General features: G+C 34.9%; 15 protein-coding genes. 9 read left to right on the top strand and 6 right to left on the bottom strand.

Annotation, left to right across the window (positions count from 1 at the left end; genetic code table 11):
* The first annotated feature begins 3 nt into the window (after positions 1–3).
* The 7 genes from AC061C_RS04700 to AC061C_RS04670 all read left to right on the top strand — a co-directional run bounded on the left by AC061C_RS04700 (position 4) and on the right by AC061C_RS04670 (position 10,736).
* Positions 4–648 (top strand): hypothetical protein, encoded by a 645-nt coding sequence (locus tag AC061C_RS04700; protein ID WP_478290232.1) that lies wholly within the window; start codon positions 4–6, stop codon positions 646–648.
* A complete protein-coding gene (locus AC061C_RS04695; RefSeq protein ID WP_478290231.1) occupies positions 645–2,882 on the top strand; it encodes a B12-binding domain-containing radical SAM protein in 2,238 nt (745 codons plus the stop codon). Before AC061C_RS04700 ends, AC061C_RS04695 begins: the two co-directional genes overlap by 4 nt.
* 100 nt (positions 2,883–2,982) lie before the next feature.
* The gene (locus tag AC061C_RS04690) at positions 2,983–3,468 is read left to right on the top strand and encodes an acyl-CoA carboxylase biotin carboxyl carrier protein subunit (protein ID WP_478290230.1); all 486 of its coding nucleotides are present in this window, start codon (positions 2,983–2,985) and stop codon (positions 3,466–3,468) included.
* A 100-nt stretch (positions 3,469–3,568) separates the two neighbouring features.
* Positions 3,569–5,008: an acetyl-CoA carboxylase biotin carboxylase subunit gene (accC, locus tag AC061C_RS04685; protein ID WP_478290229.1), complete on the top strand. Its 1,440-nt coding sequence runs from the start codon at positions 3,569–3,571 to the stop codon at positions 5,006–5,008.
* Positions 5,009–5,118: 110 nt separating this feature from the next.
* Positions 5,119–6,660 (top strand): acyl-CoA carboxylase subunit beta, encoded by a 1,542-nt coding sequence (locus tag AC061C_RS04680; RefSeq protein WP_478290228.1) that lies wholly within the window; start codon positions 5,119–5,121, stop codon positions 6,658–6,660.
* Positions 6,661–7,075: 415 nt separating this feature from the next.
* A complete protein-coding gene (locus tag AC061C_RS04675) occupies positions 7,076–9,187 on the top strand; it encodes an ATP-binding protein (RefSeq protein WP_478290227.1) in 2,112 nt (703 codons plus the stop codon).
* Between the two features lie 196 nt (positions 9,188–9,383).
* Positions 9,384–10,736 carry an NAD-dependent succinate-semialdehyde dehydrogenase gene (locus tag AC061C_RS04670; protein ID WP_478290226.1) on the top strand — a complete coding sequence of 451 codons (1,353 nt, stop codon included), beginning with the start codon at positions 9,384–9,386 and terminating at the stop codon, positions 10,734–10,736.
* A 130-nt stretch (positions 10,737–10,866) separates the two neighbouring features.
* On the opposite strand, the gene AC061C_RS04665 is transcribed toward AC061C_RS04670, so the two are convergent.
* The gene (locus tag AC061C_RS04665) at positions 10,867–11,349 is read right to left on the bottom strand and encodes a hypothetical protein (protein ID WP_478290225.1); all 483 of its coding nucleotides are present in this window, start codon (positions 11,347–11,349) and stop codon (positions 10,867–10,869) included.
* An 812-nt stretch (positions 11,350–12,161) separates the two neighbouring features.
* Here AC061C_RS04665 and AC061C_RS04660 point away from each other — a divergent pair.
* Complete coding sequence (locus tag AC061C_RS04660) at positions 12,162–13,211, top strand: outer membrane beta-barrel protein (RefSeq protein WP_478290224.1); 1,050 nt, start codon at positions 12,162–12,164, stop codon at positions 13,209–13,211.
* Positions 13,212–13,396: 185 nt separating this feature from the next.
* Here the strand turns inward: AC061C_RS04660 and AC061C_RS04655 are convergent, their stop codons facing one another.
* The 5 genes from AC061C_RS04655 to AC061C_RS04635 form a co-directional block, all read right to left on the bottom strand.
* Positions 13,397–14,299: an N-acetylmuramoyl-L-alanine amidase gene (locus AC061C_RS04655; RefSeq protein WP_309756884.1), complete on the bottom strand. Its 903-nt coding sequence runs from the start codon at positions 14,297–14,299 to the stop codon at positions 13,397–13,399.
* 34 nt (positions 14,300–14,333) lie between these two features.
* Complete coding sequence (locus AC061C_RS04650) at positions 14,334–14,813, bottom strand: hypothetical protein (RefSeq protein ID WP_478290223.1); 480 nt, start codon at positions 14,811–14,813, stop codon at positions 14,334–14,336.
* A gap of 32 nt (positions 14,814–14,845) precedes the next feature.
* Positions 14,846–16,159, bottom strand: a complete 1,314-nt coding sequence (rimO, locus tag AC061C_RS04645; RefSeq protein ID WP_417943736.1) for a 30S ribosomal protein S12 methylthiotransferase RimO — start codon at positions 16,157–16,159, stop codon at positions 14,846–14,848.
* A 274-nt stretch (positions 16,160–16,433) separates the two neighbouring features.
* The gene (locus AC061C_RS04640; protein WP_478290222.1) at positions 16,434–18,020 is read right to left on the bottom strand and encodes an OmpP1/FadL family transporter; all 1,587 of its coding nucleotides are present in this window, start codon (positions 18,018–18,020) and stop codon (positions 16,434–16,436) included.
* A gap of 54 nt (positions 18,021–18,074) precedes the next feature.
* Positions 18,075–19,103 (bottom strand): hypothetical protein, encoded by a 1,029-nt coding sequence (locus tag AC061C_RS04635; protein ID WP_478290221.1) that lies wholly within the window; start codon positions 19,101–19,103, stop codon positions 18,075–18,077.
* A 100-nt stretch (positions 19,104–19,203) separates the two neighbouring features.
* Here AC061C_RS04635 and proS point away from each other — a divergent pair, with 100 nt between their 5' ends.
* Positions 19,204–20,682 carry a proline--tRNA ligase gene (gene proS / locus AC061C_RS04630; RefSeq protein ID WP_478290220.1) on the top strand — a complete coding sequence of 493 codons (1,479 nt, stop codon included), beginning with the start codon at positions 19,204–19,206 and terminating at the stop codon, positions 20,680–20,682.
* The last annotated feature ends 133 nt before the right edge of the window (positions 20,683–20,815 follow it).

Genomic DNA, 20,815 nt, shown 5'->3' with positions numbered 1-20,815 from the left:
TTTATGAGACATTTAGAACGATTACCAAAACCAGATAAACTTATTCAAAAAGAAAAAGAATGGACTAATACATTTATTGAATCTGGAAAACTACGTCCTGATAATAATAAATACGGTCATAAGGAAATTCTTGCTGATTTGAATTCTATAAGTTTTCATAAATGTTTTTATTCTGAACAAAAGTTAAAAGGAATTCCAAAAGAAATAGACCATCATATTGAAGTTGCTGAAAGGAAAGATTTGGCTTATGATTGGGATAACTTATATTTATCTTCGACAATATGTAATAACAAATTACCAAATACAAGTATTTCTGTAAATGATGTGCTTAATCCATTTAATAATTCAGATGAAGAATTTGAAACACATTTTGTTTTTGAGAATGAATGTATAACAGCAAGAAACGGTTCTGTATTAGCATTTAGTACTATTAAAAAATATCGATTAGACTCTCCTTTATTAGATAGTTTAAGGAGTTCAGTACTGCATCAATTTAAAGATGTATTGGATGTTATTAGAAAAAATCAAATTGGAGAAAATGGAAGGATTATGAATGAAGATGAAATTGAAGCTTTGAGACGTTTTGCCCAACCCGACCATTCTTTTTCTTTAATGTTTCGACTTTTACTCAAAAAACATAATCTTTGAAAACCAAATTATTCGCAATCACGCCCCCTTTCACCCAACTGAATACACCCTATCCAGCAACCGCTTATATCAAAGGGTTTCTGAATACCAAAAATATCGAGTCTGTTCAGGCGGATTTGGGTATCGAAGTGATTTTGGAACTGTTTTCGAAAGAAGGATTAGAAGATTTGTTTCAAGTTTGCTCCGCCAATTCGGCTTTCGGCCTCGGGTCAGGTTTCAAGTTTGAAGTTTCAAATAATACTATTTCGGATAACTCGAAACGTATTTATGCTTTGCAAGACGAATACTTAAAAACAATTAATCCCGTAATTGCTTTTCTACAAGGGAAAAATCCAACCTTAGCACTCCAAATTTGTCAAGAAGATTTCTTGCCAGAGGCTTCTCGATTTGCGCAATTGGAAGAACTCGATTGGGCTTTTGGTACTATGGGAACGCAGGACAAAGCGAAACATTTGGCGACTTTATACCTTGAAGACATCTCTGATTTTATTGTAGAGTGTGTCGATGCAAATTTTGGTTTCAGCCGCTATGCCGAACGTTTGGGAAGATCTGCCAATTCTTTTGACGAATTATATGAAGCGCTCCAACAAGAGCCTACGTACATTGATACCATTCTACTTTCGATTCTAAAAGAAAAAATAGAAGACATTCAACCTACACTATTCTTAATTTCAGTTCCGTTTCCGGGAAATTTATATTCGGCTTTTCGTTCCGCACAATGGGTAAAAAAGCATCATCCAAATATCAAGATTTCGATGGGAGGCGGTTTTCCCAATACCGAATTGCGTTCGCTTTCTGATGCTCGTGTTTTTGAGTTTTTCGATTTTATTACGTTGGATGATGGCGAAATGCCAATCGAAGAACTTATAAATGCTAGTACTTCGATCGCAGTCGAGAAGCAATATAAACGAACCTTTCTTTTGGAAAACGAAAAAGTCGTTTATAAAAATAATTCCCTGAAACACGATTATAAACAATCGCAAGTGGGAACACCGGATTATTCGGATTTGCTATTGGATAAATACATTTCGGTTATCGAAATTGTGAACCCTATGCACCGCATGTGGAGTGACGGACGCTGGAATAAACTTACCATGGCCCACGGTTGCTATTGGGGGAAATGCACGTTTTGCGATATTTCATTAGATTATATCAAAATTTACGAACCTGTTGCCGCCAATTTATTGTGCGATCGAATGGAGGAAATGATTGCTCAAACAGGCGAGAACGGATTTCATTTTGTTGATGAAGCGGCTCCTCCGGCTTTGATGCGTGCTCTAGCTTTAGAAATCCTTCGTAGGAAATTAGCAGTGACATGGTGGACCAACATTCGGTTCGAAAAAAGTTTCACTAGAGATTTGTGCTTACTTCTAAAAGCTTCTGGTTGCATAGCTGTTTCTGGTGGACTTGAAGTCGCTTCGGATAGATTATTGAAACTAATAGATAAAGGCGTAACGGTTGAACAAGTTGCAAAAGTCACCCGCAATTTCACTGAAGCAGGCGTTATGGTGCATGCGTATTTAATGTACGGATATCCTACCCAAACCATTCAGGAAACGGTGGACAGCCTGGAAATGGTGCGCCAATTATTTGAAGTTGGTGTATTGCAATCCGGATTTTGGCATCAATTTGCCATGACTGCGCACAGTCCTGTTGGCTTGTATCCAGAGAAATTTGGTGTGGTAAAAGAAACCGAAGCGATTGGAACGTTCGCCAATAACGATATTAATTATACTGATTCAACAGGAATTGATCATGATAAGTTTAGTTTTGGACTCAAAAAATCACTATTTAATTTCATGCACGGAATCTGTTTTGATTACCAATTGCAAGATTGGTTTGACTTTAAAATCCCAAAGACAAAAATTGCACCCGATTTTATCTTTGATGCTTTACAAGAAGAAGAGGATTTTAATAGTAAACCGACTGCCAAAATTGTTTGGTTGGGCGGTAAGCCTTCGATAGAAATTTTTACGAAATCTAAAAAAGGGAATTCGTGGGAATTAATGACACTAACTTTTCATGATAAAAAAGAAAGTTTCAGCATTCAAACCAGTAAAGAGGAGGGAGCATGGTTGGTGGAAATGCTTTTAAAAATTTCTATTTCGAATGCTAAAATTTATAATTACCAAGAAGTTAAAGCTGATTTCGAAACTCATTTGGATGATTTTGAGCTTTTTTGGTTTTCCAAACCTATTAAAACGCTGCGAGAATTCGGATTATTAGTGTTGTAAATTTATTTACTTACCAATGCTGTTTTAGCATAAAAACTTAATTTTTGGTTTACGAAAACGTTTTCTTTTACTTATTTTTACGATTCAAACAAAGAAACAAGTGAGTATGGGTTATAAAGTTAACGTAAACGACACCTTTCATTTTGATATGGAAACGGAAAGTGTTTCACATCTAGATGTAGTAAGTATCGCAACACATAAGTTCCATATTTTGAATGAGAACATTCCTTATCAAGCGGAAATTATCACTTCTGATTTTCTTCAAAAAAGCTATACCGTCAAGGTAAACAACAACACCTACACTGTTGCGATTTCAAACCCATTGGATATTCTGATCAAAGAAATGGGATTCGAAACGGGAATTACTAAACAGGTCAATTTTATTAAAGCACCTATGCCGGGATTGATTCTGGAAATCAGTGTTGTGGTGGGGCAAGAGGTAAAAGAAAACGACAATTTAATTATTCTGGGAGCGATGAAAATGGAAAATAGTTTCCTATCTCCTCGCGATGGTATTATTAAATCGATTTCGGTTGCTACAGGAGATGCTGTTGATAAAGGTCAGTTGTTAATTGAATTCGAATAAAACACCACTACTTCGCTAATTAAAAATAAAATATACATCATTTAATACAAGTGAATGTAAGAGAATTAAAATTAGCAAACCTGCGGTTAAAAAATAAAAAATGAAAAAAATATTAGTTGCCAATAGAGGGGAAATTGCCATCAGGGTGATGAAAACCGCTCAAAAAATGGGTATTAAAACCGTTGCGGTATATTCTATTGTAGATCGAGATGCACCACATGTAAAATTTGCTGATGAAGCTGTTTGTATTGGTGAAGCCCCTTCGAGTCAATCCTATTTACTAGGAAGTAAAATCATCGAGGTTGCGAAATCTTTAAATGTTGATGCGATTCATCCCGGTTACGGTTTCCTGAGTGAAAATGCTGATTTTGCTGAAGAATGCGAAAAAAATGATATCATTTTTATTGGACCAAAGTCGAAAGCAATTAAGATTATGGGAAGTAAACTGGCGGCCAAAGATGCCGTTAAGCGCTTCAATATTCCAATGGTCCCAGGATACGATCAGGCAATAACGGATGTCGAAAAAGCAAAAGTTATTGCTAAGGAAGTTGATTTTCCAATACTTATTAAAGCTTCTGCCGGTGGTGGAGGAAAAGGAATGCGTGTGGTAGAAAGCGAAGCTGATTTCGAATCTCAAATGGATCGCGCCATCAGTGAAGCAATTGCTGCTTTTGGAGATGGCTCTGTTTTTATCGAAAAATATGTGGGTTCGCCAAGACATATCGAAATTCAAGTTATGGCAGACACTTATGGGAATGTGCTGTATTTATTCGAAAGAGAATGCAGCATCCAGCGTCGTCACCAAAAAGTAATTGAAGAAGCGCCTTCTTCGGTTTTAACACCAGAACTGCGCAAAAAAATGGGAGAAGCAGCCGTTTTGGTAGCCAAATCTTGTGATTATTTAGGAGCTGGAACTGTAGAGTTTTTATTGGACGAAAATAATAATTTCTACTTCTTGGAGATGAATACGCGTTTGCAAGTGGAACATCCCGTTACGGAATGGATAACTGGAACCGATTTGGTCGAACTACAAATCAGAGTGGCTAGGGGAGAAGCATTAGCTATCAAGCAAGAAGATTTAAAAATAAAAGGACATGCGATGGAATTGCGTGTGTATGCCGAAGATACTATGAATGATTTCTTGCCAAGTGTGGGTCATTTAGATGTCTATCAATTGCCGGTTGGCGAAGGAATTCGTGTAGATAACGGTTTTGAACAAGGCATGGATATTCCTATTTATTACGATCCAATGTTGGCCAAATTAATCACTTATGGAGAAACTCGTGAAGAAGCCATTCAAATTATGCTTAAGGCCATTGAAGAGTATCAAGTGGAAGGCGTGCAGACAACATTGCCATTTGGGAAATTTGTTTTTGAACATGAGGCGTTTCGTTCCGGGAAATTTGACACGCATTTCGTTAAGAATTATTACAATGCCGATGTGTTGAAAAAACAAATGGCTAAAGAAGCTGAAATTGCAGCTCTTGTGGCAATGAGACAATATTTTGAAGATCAAAAAATCGTACGATTACCGAATTAAAATATTTTTTTTATCATCAAGAAAAATAAGTACTGTTTTTTTCAAATGAGACTTAATCTCTAAATGGGTTTAAAATATAATTAGCGAATTGGCGGTCAAAAAAAATAAATATGAAAGACAAAATAAACACATTAAACGATAAAATTGCCGAAGCACATTTGGGTGGCGGTAAAAAACGTATCGAAAAACAACATTCGAATAAAAAACTAACCGCAAGAGAGCGCGTTAATTATTTGATGGACGAAGGTTCCTTTGAAGAAATAGGGATGTTGGTTACACACCGCACGACTGATTTTGAAATGGAAAAAGAAAAGTATTATGGCGATGGAGTCATCACAGGATACGGAACCATAAACGGAAGATTGGTTTATATTTTTGCGCAGGATTTTACAGTTTTTGGAGGTTCTTTATCCGAAACTCATGCTGAGAAAATCTGCAAAGTCATGGATATGGCCGTTAAAATGGGAGCGCCTATGATTGGATTGAATGATTCTGGTGGAGCGCGAATTCAGGAAGGAGTTCGTTCTTTGGGTGGTTATGCCGATATTTTTTATAGAAACGTACAAGCTTCAGGAGTTATTCCACAAATTTCTGCAATTATGGGACCCTGCGCCGGTGGAGCTGTGTATTCTCCTGCAATGACTGATTTTACGATGATGGTTGAAGATACCAGTTACATGTTTGTAACAGGTCCGAATGTTGTGAAAACCGTAACCAATGAAAACGTAACTTCTGAGGAATTGGGTGGTGCGAGTACGCATGCTACTAAATCAGGTGTAGCGCACATTACTTCTACCAATGATATAGAATGTCTAGAAGACTTGAAACGGTTACTAAGTTATTTACCACAAAGCAATAAAGATAAAGCACACAGCTTACCCTACGCACTGAATGATGAAGTGCGAACTAAATTAGCGACTATTATTCCAGATAATCCCAACAAGCCGTATGATATGCACGAGGTTATTGGTTCAATTATTGACGAGGATTCTTTTTTTGAAATTCATAAAAATTATGCCGAAAATATCTTAGTAGGTTTTGCTCGGTTGGGAGGAAAAAGTATTGGGATTATTGCCAATCAACCCATGATCTTAGCGGGTTGTCTCGATGTGAATAGTTCAAAAAAAGCGGCTCGATTTACTCGTTTTTGTGATTGTTTTAATATTCCGTTATTGGTTTTGGTGGATGTACCAGGTTTTTTACCGGGAACGGATCAAGAATGGAACGGGATTATCGTTCACGGTGCGAAATTGCTTTATGCTTTAAGTGAGGCAACTGTGCCGAGAGTAACGGTAATCACCCGTAAAGCCTATGGTGGTGCTTATGATGTGATGAACTCGAAACACATTGGTGCCGATATGAATTTTGCTTGGCCAACTGCCGAAATTGCCGTGATGGGAGCCAAAGGTGCCTCGGAAATTATCTTTAAAAAAGAAATTAACGAAGCCGAAGATCATGAAGCAAAGCTTTTGGAGAAAGAAGCCGAATATGCGGAGTTGTTTGCGAATCCGTATACTGCCGCGCAACGTGGATTTGTAGATGAGGTAATCTTGCCGCAAGATACCAGACGCAAATTGATAAAAGCGTTTAGCATGCTCGAAAATAAAGTAAGCATAACACCTAATAGAAAACACGGTAATATTCCCTTGTAGTTTGCAATAGCCGCACTAAAAACCATCATTTAAGATGGTTTTTTTGTTTTAATGAAGTTTTTATTTACAATCAAATTCCACATAAAAATATTTTGTTTCCTATTTTTTTTGAAACGATTAGTTGGTAGGATTTAAAATAAACGATCGAGCAAATCAATTTACGTTTTTAAATTTCCCATCAAAAAAACATTAGCAAAGTGGATGGAATAATTAAGGCGTTTTTAAACCGGATTTGAAACATTTCTAAAAGTATTCTGTTGATAGGTAAACTGTTAATAAAATTAATTGTATCAAAATTTTTGGTTGTCTTTTTTTCTCTAACAAAATAACTTAACTTGCACCATCAAAACAAAGCGATATATCTTACAAATATATCTAATATTTTTTTGATTTACTTTTTACTGCTCGATAATTTATGAAGAGATTACTTAATTTAAATACCTACTCTAAATTACTTTTGTTGATAATTTCAACGAGTATTTTCTTTTTGATCATTTATATTTCTCTTTACTTGTATACTATTAAAGAAGAAAAACATTTCTATAAAACTACTTACGATCAATACGATAAAGAGGTGAAGTCTCTTTTTAGACTTAACTCAAAAACTTCATTGGCCACTGTTATTGACGTTACCTATTGGGACGAGTTGGTCAATTTTACTAAAACAAAAGAAGTAAAATGGTATAATAAATACATTGAAAGTGAATTTGATTCCTATGAAGTAGATTATATTGGAGTGTATGGTTTGGATAAAAAAATAATCAACAAGACCGTCTCTCCTAAGCTCAAAAGCATTGATTTCATTCCAAAAGAGATGATGGCAGCACTTCATAAATCAAAACTAAAACGATTTTATGTAAAAATTCCTGAAGGAATTGTGGAGGTTTTTGGCGCAACAATTCATGCATCAAATGATCCTAAAAAGAATAAAACGGAACCTGCCGGTTATTTTTTTATGGCAAGGCTTTTAGATGAATCTTTTTTTAATGCTGTTGGTAATATCAGTAGTTCAAAAGTAAGTTTGGCTCCAAGAAAATATATAATTGCACACGAAGATAATTTTGTAGTTGTAGGGATTGATTTAAAGGATTGGAAAAATGAAGTGGTCGCTAAAGTGCTTTTTAAAAGACGGTTCAATTTAAATTATACAAATACAAAAGAGATTCTTTTTATTGTTGTACTGGTTTCTGTGCTAAGTATTTTTGTGTACGCGTACCATACCAAGCGATGGGTATACAATCCATTAAAATTGATCAAGAGTATTCTTGAAACAGGAAATAGTAATGCTATCGAAAGTTTAAAAAAGTCCGATGGTGAGTTTGGATATATTGGAAACTTATTTGAAGAAAATAACAATCAACGGAAGCAATTAGAAATAGCTAAGAAAAAAGCTGAAGAAAGTGATCGATTAAAATCATCTTTTTTGGCTAATTTGTCTCATGAAATTAGAACACCCATGAATGCTATTATGGGATTTAGTGATTTGCTTCAGGATCCAAATTTAGATAATAAAGAGCGAATTGAATATTTAAAAATTATAAAAAATAGTGGAAATAGTTTGGTGTCTATTATTGAAGACCTTATAGAAATGTCTAAAATTGATGCCAAGCAAATTATGCCTAATTATAAAGGATTAGACATAGAAAATTGTATTGTCGAATTGTATAATGCTATAAAAGTTACGATTCCTAAGGATAAAGACATTCAGTTTTATATTCTTGAAAACCCAAATAAAATTCTTGAAAATATTAATACTGATGAAACAAAACTAAAACAGATTATCGTTAACCTAATTACAAATGCGTTGAAATTTACCGATAGAGGTTTTGTTGCTTTTGGCTATTCTGTTAATAAAGAAAAAGGATGCTTAGAGTTTAAAGTAGAAGATTCGGGTATGGGTATAAGTGAAAATTATTTGAAAGTAATTTTTGAGAGGTTTAGAAGGATAGAAGGCGATGCAACTCACGATTTATCTGGTTTAGGTTTGGGTTTGTCAATAACAAAAGCGTATGTAGAAATGTTAGGTGGTGAGATCAAAGTAGAGTCTACCCTTGGATTGGGATCTGTATTTACATTTACCATTCCATTAGATATAGATCAAACGGCTAAAGTAGTCCAACCCACAAAAGTAAAATCGGTTACCAAGAATTTTGGAAAAGAAATTGTTTTAATTGCAGAGGATGACGGTATAAATTTCATGCTGTTGAAAAAAATCATACAGTCCAAAAACCATACAGTTATCAGGGCCAAAAACGGGCAAGAAGCAGTTGATATATGTGCAAATAATCCAAACATATCTGTAGTATTTATGGATATAAGAATGCCAGTATTAAATGGTTTTGAAGCCTACGAAAAGATTAAAGTATTTAGGCCAGAACTTCCCGTCATCGCACAAACTGCCTATTCCTCATTTGAAGATAAAGAAAAAATCATGAAAATGGGTTTTGTAAATTGCATTACAAAACCACTGGATAAGGAAAAAGTATATGAGGTATTGGATGCTGTTTTTGTTGAAATTTATAAATAAAATGCAGCAAATTTAACTTACACAAACAATTTGCATTGCACTGTTTTATTTAATTGTGCTATTTTATCCAATTTTTCAAAATCAGATTTGCTTCATTTCTCTTTATGTTTTTTCATTAATCGCCCAAAGTTCGATGATTTTTGGCGGTACCTTAGTTTTATTTCTAGGATATTTTTTAAAATTTAATTACAAACACATGATTTTTAAATCAATAGATCCGTATTCGCAACTTTTAATAGAAGAACATGAAGTTCTAACAGAGTCCCAATTGAATAAAAAATTGCAGTTGTCTGAGCGAGCTTTCAAAAACTGGAAGCAAACTACATTTGAACAAAGAGCATTACTGATGAAAAAACTAGCTGACATTCTTAGAAAAAAGAAAGAAGAGCTCGGTTTTTTGATTACAAATGAAATGGGAAAAGTACTGTTTGAAAGTATTTCTGAAGTTGAAAAATCAGCTGCAAACTGTGATTTCTATGCGGAGAATGCGGAAATAATGTTGAAAGATGAGCACTATGACACGCCTTTTAAAAGTATGTCAGTTTATGATCCAATGGGAGCTATTTTTGCAATAATGCCTTGGAATTATCCATTTTGGCAAGTATTGCGGTATGCGGCTCCAGTAATTATGTCGGGCAATGTGACTCTTTTGAAGCATGCACCCAACGTTATTGGTTGTGCAAAAGCTATCGAAAATGCTTTTTTGGAAGCCGGTTTTCCAGAAGGTGTTTTTCAACAAATTACAATAGATATTCCTCTGGTAGAAAATGTCATTGCGTCAAATATAGTTCAGGGCATTACTTTAACGGGAAGTGAAATGGCAGGATCCGCAGTGGCTTCATTGGCGGGGAAGCATATTAAAAAAACAGTTCTAGAATTAGGAGGTTCTGATGCGTTTATAATTTTAAATAATGCAAATCTTGAAAAGGCTGCAACAGTTGCCACTCAATCGCGAATGCTCAACGCTGGCCAAGCATGTATTTGTGCCAAGCGTTTTATAGTCGTCGATGAAGTAGCAGATGAATTTATAACGCTGTTTGCCAATAAAATTAATTTGCTCAAGCAAGGAGATCCAATGATGGAAGGGACTACTATGGGGCCTCTTGCTCGATTGGATTTAGCAGAAAAATTAGAAAATCAATTACAAAAATCAATACAACAGGGCGCGAAGATAATAGTAGGAGGAGCACGAGAAAATTGCAATTTTCAACCCACATTAATCGAGTGTTTCGATTCAGATTCCATAGCTTTTCAGGAAGAAACTTTTGGACCGCTAGCAACTGTCATTAGGGTCAAAGACGAGAATCAAGCAATCGCTATTGCCAATAATCACCGATATGGTTTGGCCGCCTCAATATGGACAACGGATCGTGAGCATGCTTACCACTTGTCAAGAAAAATAGAAGCAGGAAGTGTTTTTGTGAATTCCTTAGTTCGCTCTGATTCTAGAGTTCCTTTTGGTGGAATAAAAAAATCAGGATATGGCAGAGAACTTGGTGCAATAGGGATTAAGGAATTTATGAATGCCAAATCATTAATTATTGAATAATAGATTTTCGTAGTTATTTAATCAAAGAATCGGGAATAGCAATTGTGTTTTACACAAATTCGTTCTCGATTTAAATAGACTTTAATTCTATTTTATAGCCTATCGAGCTACAAATTGATACTTTATATACTTATTCATAGGTATAGATCGCAGCTTTTAAATCCTTTGGTTTATTAGAAAGAATAACAATAAACGGAGCTCCATTTTGGGCAGCATTTTGTTTTAATCGCTTTTTACCATTTTCAGTAAACGATAGCGGAGATTCTCCTTTTGTTCCCAAATAAAAGGAAGTAATTATTCCAGACTCTTTCAATCCTAAAGTTTGGTGTTTTTGTAGAACAATAACTTTATTATAATCGGATTTTCCATTCAATTGAATTTTTTCAGAGACAATGAAAGGAGTGGTTTTTGACTTTTCATTCAATTTTGCCACAGCATATTTACTGATGGATTGTTCTTCTAAACTCTGGGGAAAAGTATAATACACTACATTATTTTCTATTTTAATTAAGTTGATGTCAACTGTTATACCATTGTGTTTGATCATTTGATGCGTTTGAGCAATCAATGAAGAGGTGAATAAAATAAAGACTGTTAGTACTGAAATTTTCATATCTGTAGCTATTTGTGTTTGTATAAGTTCTTATTTGTAATTAGGATCTTTACAAGAACTATTTACAAATATGGAGATAAAATCTTTTCTGGTGACGGTATATAATTTTTATACTACCTCTTATGAATAATAATAAATCGACTAAAAGAATACTTCTTCTGTTTTTTAAATAAAATTTTTAAACGCCTAAAATAGATTTTTGGTCCAAATTGAATCTTGACATAAAATTACAAAAAAAGGAATTAATAGACCAAAATAATAACTTGATATTGCGGTATATCCTTTTGATTTTTTTCTTCAAATTTTTGATGTATATGCTTGCTGAATTTTTTGTAAATCGTGTATTAACTTGATGAAAATTTTGAGTTTGAATTATTTATTTGCGAAAAAATTAAAAATCATTTAAAATTAAATTTACAATAACGGCCTATTTTAATGGGGTTTTGTTTTTGTTTTTTATTAAAAAATGCGGTTAAGGCTCATTTTTTAAATATTAATTCTAATAAATTAAAAAAAATAGGGGGTGTATCTAAATTTTTTAATTATTTAATTTTCAAAATTATCTCTTTAAAATATAGAATAGCTATTATTTTTTGATGATTTTTTGGTATTGATAATTCTTTGTGTATCAAGTTAAAAAACTAGAAAATAGTAATTAAAATGAGATAAAAGTTAATAAATTCGCTCTATAAATCTAAAAAAAATGAATTTTCAAAAGCGTATTTAAATGCCTTATTTGAGCTATTTCAATTTGATTTTTAAAATATGCTACAGTAACAAACAAAGCAAACTACTAACTAAAACTACCCAACATGAAAAACCAACTATCCTTTATTGTATTAGTGCTAACAACATCTTTTACCTTTGCTCAAAGCGCTCCAGCATCGGCATCAACAACATTTGCAGGATCTGCTGATGCGTATTATAAATATGATTTTTCTGGTATAGACAACAGTCTTACTAGTTTTACGAATTCTCACAATTCATTTGAATTAGGAATGGCGTCTATTGAAGCTTCACATAAAATGGATAAAGCCTCTGTTTTTGTTGATTTAGGATTTGGAAACAGAGCTGCCCAATTTACATACAATGATGACGCATCAACTTTTATGATTAAACAATTAAATTTCACTTACGAGTTTTCAGATGCATTGAAAGTGATTGCAGGAAGCTTTAGCACTCATCTCGGATATGAGCTGGTTGATGCAGTAGATAATAAAAATTACAGCATGTCGTATGCCTTTACTTATGGTCCATTTTTTAATACAGGAGTAAAAGCGCAATATACTTCTGGTAAATTCAGCTTTATGGCTGGAGTAACCAACCCAACAGATTTTAAGACAACACTTGAAGCAGGTTCCACCCAAAAAGCGTTTATTGGTCAGTTAGGGTATTTGGGAGATAAGGGAAGTGCGTATTTTAATGTTACTTCAGGAAGCAGTAATCCTGTTTCTAACGAAAACAAAACTCAATTTGATTTTGTAGGGTCAAAAAAAGTAAGTGATTCTTTTTCACTAGGATTCAACGGTACCTATGCAATGACTAAAAATGATTTTGATAGCACACTAGATGGCGAATGGTTTGCTTTGGTTGGGTATGCAAACTTTGCATTAAAAGAAACGTTGAGTTTAGCCTACAGACTGGAGTATTTCGATGCTAAAGATGCTACGGCTGGTTTTGGACTACTAGCTGGGACAAGTGTGGTTGGCAATACTTTATCATTAAATTATAAAGTAGGGAACTTGACTATTATCCCGGAATTCCGCTTAGATACTGCTTCGGAGGATATTTTTACAAACAGTGCTGCAGCTTCAAAAGGTTCAACAGCGTATGCTTTACTGGCAACAACCTATACTTTTTAATTTCTCAACTATTTTTTTTTGACTGCCAAAATGCTTTATAAATTTTGGCAGTTTTTTTGTGTTTTGACTTTCAGTAATACATTAGTTTGAGTTGTCATTCAAAATTGAAGTTGTATAAAATAAAAATGGTTTTTTGAAAGAATCAAAAAACCATTTTTATTGGTATTAGCAATCTATATATCTGCTTATTGTTTTTTATAAATAGAATAAATAGTGTTTATTGTTTTTTCATCTAAAATTGCATTGACTTCTGTTTGAATATAATGCAGTTTAAAAGCGGTTATTGCTGCTGGTAAGTTTTTGGTGTCATATCCTATAATACGCAATCCTTGTTCAACATTAAAATCAGTTGGAGCAGTTTCTAAAAACTCATCGTACCAGATACCAAAACCATTTTCGGCTAATATTTTCCAGGGAAACAATTGACTTGGATCTTTCTTTCGTGTAGGTGCAATATCAGCATGACCGATAATGTTTTGAGCGGGGATATTATAATCTTTCTTTAGCTTTGTCAAAAGTGCTAATAAGCTGTTGATCTGTAATTCAGAGAAAACTTCTGTACCATTATTGTCTAATTCTATACCAATAGATGTAGAGTTAATATCTGTGTTTTTCCCCCAAGTTCCAGCACCTGCATGCCAGGCTCGTAAATAGTCGTTCAACATTTGAACTACTTTACCATCATCAGAAATTAAGTAATGTGAACTAACCTGTGATTCTATTTTAGTAAACGTTTTTAATGTTTGCTGCAAAGAGTCTTGAGCCGTATGATGAATAATGATAAAATTGGGCTTTCTTAAATTAAAATTCACAGTTCCTATCCACTCGGTATTGATTCCGTTTTGTAAAGGAGTAGGGCCCATCTTAAAAAGAGTGTCCTTGTACGTATGCAGTTGTTTAGTGTATAAAGTGTCGATATTTATCTCTAAGTGCGGTATAATTGGTAAAGGCTGAGAATTTTTATTCGAAATTGTTTGCTTTAATGATTTGAGCTTTGAATCGTAAATTTTCTCACTTTTTTTGTAAGGATTCGTAGCGCAAGACAAAGCTATAACAGTTATTAAAAGGAAAGAGACTATTTTTTTCATACGAGCTTATACTTTTGCAACAGAGTGGAATCGATTAATTAGATTTTTTTTTTGATTTCGATTTTTTAGGATTTTTGGCTTCTTCATTTAAAGCAATAAATTTCTCTTTTTGTTCTTTGTTTAATAATTCTGTTACTTTTCTATCGGTTGTTTCTGAGAGCGCAGTCAGGTTTTTTATTTTATCCTCTTCGCTTACTTCAGCTTTCATTAACATTCCTTGGGTTCTGATACTCTCCATTAAAATATTCGAAATGGCAATAACTTGAAGTTCATCAAGAGTAAGGTCTGGTTTTAGTCTTTCCATGATCTTTCCGACTGTTACTTCAACAGGAACTTCTTTCGGTTTTTGAGGCGTTCTGGTTTGATCCATTGTGTTGTTCATTCTACCATTACCACCGTAGCCATTACCATAGCCGTTTCCATACCCACCATTTCCAAATTGTGCAAAAGATGTATTAGCAAAAAAAACAATAAAGCCTATTAGTAGGTAAGAATTAAAGGATTGCATCTTCATATTGTGGTAAGAATTAAAATCAATTAGAAAAATTATACTGGTTCTCCGTACAAATCAAATTCTGTTGCTTCAATAATTTTGATCATTACAAATTCACCCGTTTTTACGTAATGTTTTGAAGCATCAATCAAGACTTCATTGTCAACATCGGGACTATCAAATTCTGTACGTCCCACAAAATGAGCGCCTTCTTTTCTGTCAATAATGCATTTAAATGTTTGTCCTACTTTTTCTTGGTTTAAATCCCAGGATATCTGTGATTGTAATTCCATAATTTCGTTTGCACGGTCTTGTTTTACCGTGTCAGGGACATCATCTTCCAATAAGTAGGCATGTGTATTTTCTTCGTGAGAATAGGCAAAACAGCCCATTCGGTCAAATTTCATTTCTTGAACAAAATCTTTCAAGATGTTGAAATCTTCCTGAGTTTCTCCAGGATATCCTACTATTAAAGTAGTTCGAATAGCCATGCCAGGAACAGCTGCACGGAATTCTTTAAGTAATTTTGTTGTTTTTGCTTGTGTAGTTCCTCGTCGCATGGATTTTAAAATAGAATCTGAAATGTGTTGCAGCGGAATATCTAAATAATTGCATATTTTAGGCTCGCGCTTCATAATTTCTAACACATCCATTGGAAAACCAGTAGGGAAGGCGTAATGCAAACGAATCCATTCGATTCCTTCAACTTTTACAAGTGCTTCTAGTAATTCTCCTAGGGCTCTTTTCTTGTAAATATCTAATCCGTAATAGGTTAAATCTTGGGCAATTAAAATTAATTCTTTCACTCCATTTTTAGCCAAACCTTCCGATTCTTTTACCAATTTTTCGATGGTTTGTGAAACGTTTTTTCCTCGCATAAGCGGAATGGCACAAAAACTACAAGGTCTATCACACCCTTCAGAAATCTTTAAGTAAGCATAATTTTTGGGCGTAGTCGTTAGACGCTCACCTAATAATTCGTGCTTGTAATCAGCGCCCAAAGCTTTCAATAGTTGTGGTAATTCTGTTGTACCAAAAAACTGATCTACATTAGGTATTTCTTTTTCTAAATCAGGACGGTATCGTTCAGATAAGCATCCGGTAACAAATACTTTATCTACCAATCCTCTTTCTTTTTTATCGGCATATTCCAGAATCATATTTACGGATTCCGCTTTAGCGTTATCAATAAAGCCACACGTATTTATTACAATAATATTTCCCTCTTCAGCCTCAGGTGCTTCGTGTGTAACGTCTTTTCCGCTGGCGCGAAGTTGACCCATTAGCACTTCACTGTCATATACATTTTTTGAACACCCAAGAGTGATCACATTTATTTTATTCTTTTTTAAAGACTTCGTTCTCATAGCGGTATAATCCCGATAATTTGGGAATTTTGCAAAATTACAATTTTTTATTCAATCTGAACTTTTTTCAAACCCTTTTCAGATTATTAGGAGCTATTTCCTGCTGTGCGTTGCAAACAAAATTCACTCAACTCCTATGAAAATGAGTGCTAGGTGAAGCAATTTCTCGAAAAAAACGGGAGGATTTCTCCCAATGCTTCAGGACCATCAGGGCTAAAAAAAATCCGTCTTGTTTGCATAACGAGACGGATCACTATTTTAATTCATAATGCGTTTACAATTCAAATAATAACGTTACTGAAACCGTGTTGTTTATACCATCAATGCTGGCGCCATCCGTAAATCCTTGACTAAAAAATCCTTGTTGCGAATTTCTTTTGGCATACGAATACGATAAATCTACTTTGGTTGAACCAAAATTATACCCTAAACCTGCCGAATATCCAGTTAAGTCTCCTATTGTTGTTTTGTTTTTATAAGGGCTTTGCTCGTATCGGTATCCACCTCGTAAGCTTAATGCGTCAATTTTATATTCGGCACCAATTCGTAGTTCTCCAGTAGTATCCAAAATAGAATTCATATTGCTGTTTAGAGCACTAAAATAGGAATCGTTTTCGGGTTTAAATTTAGTATTTCGGTAATCTTTCATTGCGTAATCGACACTTATGAGCCCTGATTTTCCAAAAACATAGGCAAAACTTCCAGTCAGTTTGCTTGGTGTTTGCAATTTGTACGGTTCATAAACATTTATAAACTGTGGATCTACCACATCAGGCTCGAGTTCTTCGCTAGTATTGGCACTTACTGCAACAAGTCTCTGTGATAGTTTATCTGTCAAGGTATACCAAGTTGAGGATTCGTAGGCTATTCCTACGCGCACTTCATTCGTTAACTTTGCAATAGCGCCTAATTGAAACGAAAAACCGGTTCCGTAGGTGTTCAAATCATTATCAAACTGTACTCTTAAAACACTAAAATCATTGGTAAGTGGTGCGTTATTGTCTTCATAAAATCGAGAAGATCGAATGTAATCCGTAAAATGGGAATTTAAGTTGATTCCTAAGTATATTTTATCCTTGTATGATGTAGCTGCGTTGAATGATAATTTGCCATTATATCCAGTGCTAGTTACACTATTTTCTTGGTAATAATCGGCTCCGGCAGGCACATTTGATATGTATGGACTGTTTGGGTCATTTATATCAGTAGCATCAATTATAAATCCTTGATTATAAAACGCAATCATTGCTTGTTGTGCAGCAAAACCGCTTAATTGGCGAAATTGGCTGTTAGGTAAGTTAGTTCCTAAAAATGAATATAAATCAGTATTTGATTCACCTATTTCTCTATTTACAAACTGTTGCGGAACGGGCGCTCCATTATTTCCAGTATTTGCATAACTCAAAAAATATTGATCTATAGAATTGTTTGTATTGGTTCCAGCAGAAAATTGACTGTTATCAAAATTATTGGCATTTTCGTAGTTGATTCCAAATGAAACTTTTTTCCAATTGCTGTTAGCATTATTATTGTTGAAAACAAAAACTGCCCCTGCTTGATTTAAATCAGATGAGTTAGAGGCGTCTTTAGTTGAGGTACCAAAGTAGTTCGAATTGTTTTTTACGTTATAATTACTCAACGTCAATCCCATTTGGTTATTAGAAAACACCGCAGAACCTGCTGGATTAACATTTAAAGAGGAAAGGTCGCCGCCCAGTGCACCAAAAGCACCACTCATAGACCTATATCGAGCTGTGCCAGTTAAATTGTCCTGTGCGTAACGCATAGCATCAGAGATGTCTTGTGATCTGGCATTGTTTATGGATAGCCCTAAAGCGAGTAGGAATATATATTTTTTCATATTTAATTGGTTGGTTTTAATTTAATATCAAAATTGAAAGTTAAGACGGGTTCTTTATCCTCTTCCGCCTCTTCCGCCACCGCCAGATGATCTTCCGCCACCACCATAATTGCCAGAGCTGCTTGATCTGCTATTGGAACTAGGACTATAGGATCTAGAATTATTATCATTCCTGGTGCTCGGGGTATAAGATCTCTCAGACCTATTGCTCTCGTTTCGTGTGGTGTTATAACTTCCTCTTCTAGTAGGATTGTTATTAGAATTATTTTGTGATTGACCTTGATTTCTAGAGAAATTCGGGCTCGTTCTGTTCATTCGAGTAGCTGAACCTCTACCAAAATTAGTATTGGAGCCTCTATAATTAGAATCTACAGTTCGTCCAGTGGAGTAATTTCTTTGACCTCTAGAATAATTTGAAGTAGTACGATCTACAGTGTTATTGTTTGCATAAGCAGAGCCTCTTCTGCCGGAGTTATAAGCATAGTTTCTGTTGTAGTTATTATTTGAATATCCCCAATTGTTCCAGCCCCAATTGTTGCCATACCAGTTATTCCATCCAAAATCGCCATTCCAACCCCAGTTGTTCCAGCCCCAATTATTTCCGTACCAATTGTTCCATCCAAAACCGCCATTCCAACCCCAATTGTTTCCGTACCAATTGTTGAAGCCATAGCCATAACCACCATTCCATCCCCAATTGTTACCGTACCAATTGTTCATGCCCCAATTATTGTCATAAACATTGATGCTTACGCTTTGTGGGTTGCTTCCCCAGCCAGGATAATTATTGTTGTCTTGTAAAGAGTCGTTTTCGACGTTGTAATTGCCATAGTTGTCAACGTCTGTAAAAATTTCTACTGATTGATTGTTATTCTGTAAAGATCCAAAATAGTCTTTATATTGGTTCTTAGGAGCGCTTTGTGTTTCTTCTTGAACGGCGCTTCTGGGAGTGCTACCATATATTCCATCAGAATCATAGTAAGAGCTGTTTTGGTAAGAACCACAAGATGTCAACAGAATGCTCAAAACACCAATAAAGTAATAGCTTATTGGGTTTCGTAAGGGAAGAGTACTAGTTTTCATATATATGGAGTTTTTATTGTTGCACATTACAAAAATACTTAGTTTTGCTGAACTATTTATTTAAAAATATTAATGCAAAATTTGTGCCAAAACATTCAATATGAGTAAGAACTTAACTACACGAGCAGAAGATTATTCAAAATGGTATAACGAATTGGTTGTGAAAGCTGATTTAGCCGAAAATTCAGGAGTGAGAGGTTGTATGGTTATCAAACCTTACGGATATGCTATTTGGGAAAAAATGCAAGGGGAATTGGATCGAATGTTTAAAGAGACGGGGCATCAAAATGCTTACTTTCCGCTATTTGTTCCTAAAAGTATGTTTGAAGCTGAGGAGAAAAATGCGGAAGGATTTGCAAAAGAATGTGCCATTGTAACACACTATAGATTAAAAAATGATCCAGATAAACCCGGAAAGTTAATGGTGGATCCTAATGCAAAACTGGAAGAAGAATTAATTGTTCGTCCTACTAGTGAGGCTATTATTTGGTCTACATATAAGGGTTGGGTGCAATCTTACAGGGATTTGCCTTTGTTAATTAATCAATGGGCAAATGTAGTGCGTTGGGAAATGAGAACGAGATTGTTTTTAAGAACTGCAGAATTTTTATGGCAAGAAGGGCATACTGCTCATGCCACAAAAGCAGAGGCTGTGGAAGAGTCAGAAAAAATGATGAATGTGTATGCAGATTTCGCTGAAAATTTCATGGCAATTCCAGTAATAAAAGGGATAAAAACAGAAACCGAACGCTTTGCAGGGGCTGAAGAAACGTATTGTATCGAAGCTTTAATGCAAGATGGTAAAGCGCTACAAGCTGGTACGTCACACTTTTTAGGTCAGAATTTTGCAAAAGCTTTTGATGTGAAATTCGCCAATGCCGAAGGGAAGCAGGAATATGTATGGGGGACTTCTTGGGGGGTTTCGACTCGTTTGATGGGAGCATTGGTTATGACACATTCAGATGATCAAGGTTTGGTGCTTCCTCCGAGCTTAGCGCCAATACAAGTGGTGATCGTTCCTATATATAAAACGGATGAGCAGTTAGAATCTATATCTACTGAGGTAAATAGTTTGATTGCTACTTTACGGAAATTAAATATCTCTGTAAAATTTGATAACAGAACTACTCAAAAACCAGGTTTCAAATTTGCAGAATGGGAGCTGAAAGGAGTTCCTGTGAGGATTGCTGTAGGACCAAAAGATTTAGAAAATGGAACTTTTGAGGTTGCAAGAAGGGATACATTGACCAAAGAAGTAGTAGCTAAAGATAGTATTACATCATATGTGAGTGATTTATTAGAGCAGATTCAAAAGGAATTGTTTGAAAAAGCATTGGATTACAGAAATACGCATATTACGGAAGTAAATAGTTTTGATCAGTTTAAACAAGTTTTAGAAACTAAAGGTGGTTTTGTATCAGCCCATTGGGATGGAACTGCAGCTACAGAAGAAAAGATCAAAGACCTAACGAAAGCGACCATTAGATGCATACCTTTAGATAGAGCTGAAGAGGCTGGAAGTTGCGTGTTTACTGGAGAAAAATCAGTTGGGCGAGTGTTGTTTGCAAAGGCGTATTAAAAAAAAAATATTTTTTTTGCATGTCCTATTGTACGTTTCAAAAATAGTTGTATTTTTGCATCCGCATTAGAGAAGCAGGGCCCGTTCGTCTATCGGTTAGGACGCATGGTTTTCATCCATGTAAGAGCGGTTC

Source organism: Flavobacterium sp. GNP010 (assembly GCF_056428945.1).
The sequence above is the reverse complement of the archived record's forward strand: the minus strand, read 5'-3'. Positions and strand labels throughout refer to the sequence as shown.

Coding starts and splice junctions, on each gene's coding strand:
- AC061C_RS04700 (WP_478290232.1), top strand. CDS start 4: ATGAGACATTTAGAACGATTACCAAAACCAGATAAACTTATTCAAAAA.
- accC (WP_478290229.1), top strand. CDS start 3,569: ATGAAAAAAATATTAGTTGCCAATAGAGGGGAAATTGCCATCAGGGTG.
- AC061C_RS04680 (WP_478290228.1), top strand. CDS start 5,119: ATGAAAGACAAAATAAACACATTAAACGATAAAATTGCCGAAGCACAT.
- AC061C_RS04675 (WP_478290227.1), top strand. CDS start 7,076: ATGAAGAGATTACTTAATTTAAATACCTACTCTAAATTACTTTTGTTG.
- AC061C_RS04670 (WP_478290226.1), top strand. CDS start 9,384: ATGATTTTTAAATCAATAGATCCGTATTCGCAACTTTTAATAGAAGAA.
- AC061C_RS04665 (WP_478290225.1), bottom strand. CDS start 11,349: ATGAAAATTTCAGTACTAACAGTCTTTATTTTATTCACCTCTTCATTG.
- AC061C_RS04660 (WP_478290224.1), top strand. CDS start 12,162: ATGAAAAACCAACTATCCTTTATTGTATTAGTGCTAACAACATCTTTT.
- AC061C_RS04655 (WP_309756884.1), bottom strand. CDS start 14,299: ATGAAAAAAATAGTCTCTTTCCTTTTAATAACTGTTATAGCTTTGTCT.
- AC061C_RS04650 (WP_478290223.1), bottom strand. CDS start 14,813: ATGAAGATGCAATCCTTTAATTCTTACCTACTAATAGGCTTTATTGTT.
- rimO (WP_417943736.1), bottom strand. CDS start 16,159: ATGAGAACGAAGTCTTTAAAAAAGAATAAAATAAATGTGATCACTCTT.
- AC061C_RS04640 (WP_478290222.1), bottom strand. CDS start 18,020: ATGAAAAAATATATATTCCTACTCGCTTTAGGGCTATCCATAAACAAT.
- AC061C_RS04635 (WP_478290221.1), bottom strand. CDS start 19,103: ATGAAAACTAGTACTCTTCCCTTACGAAACCCAATAAGCTATTACTTT.
- proS (WP_478290220.1), top strand. CDS start 19,204: ATGAGTAAGAACTTAACTACACGAGCAGAAGATTATTCAAAATGGTAT.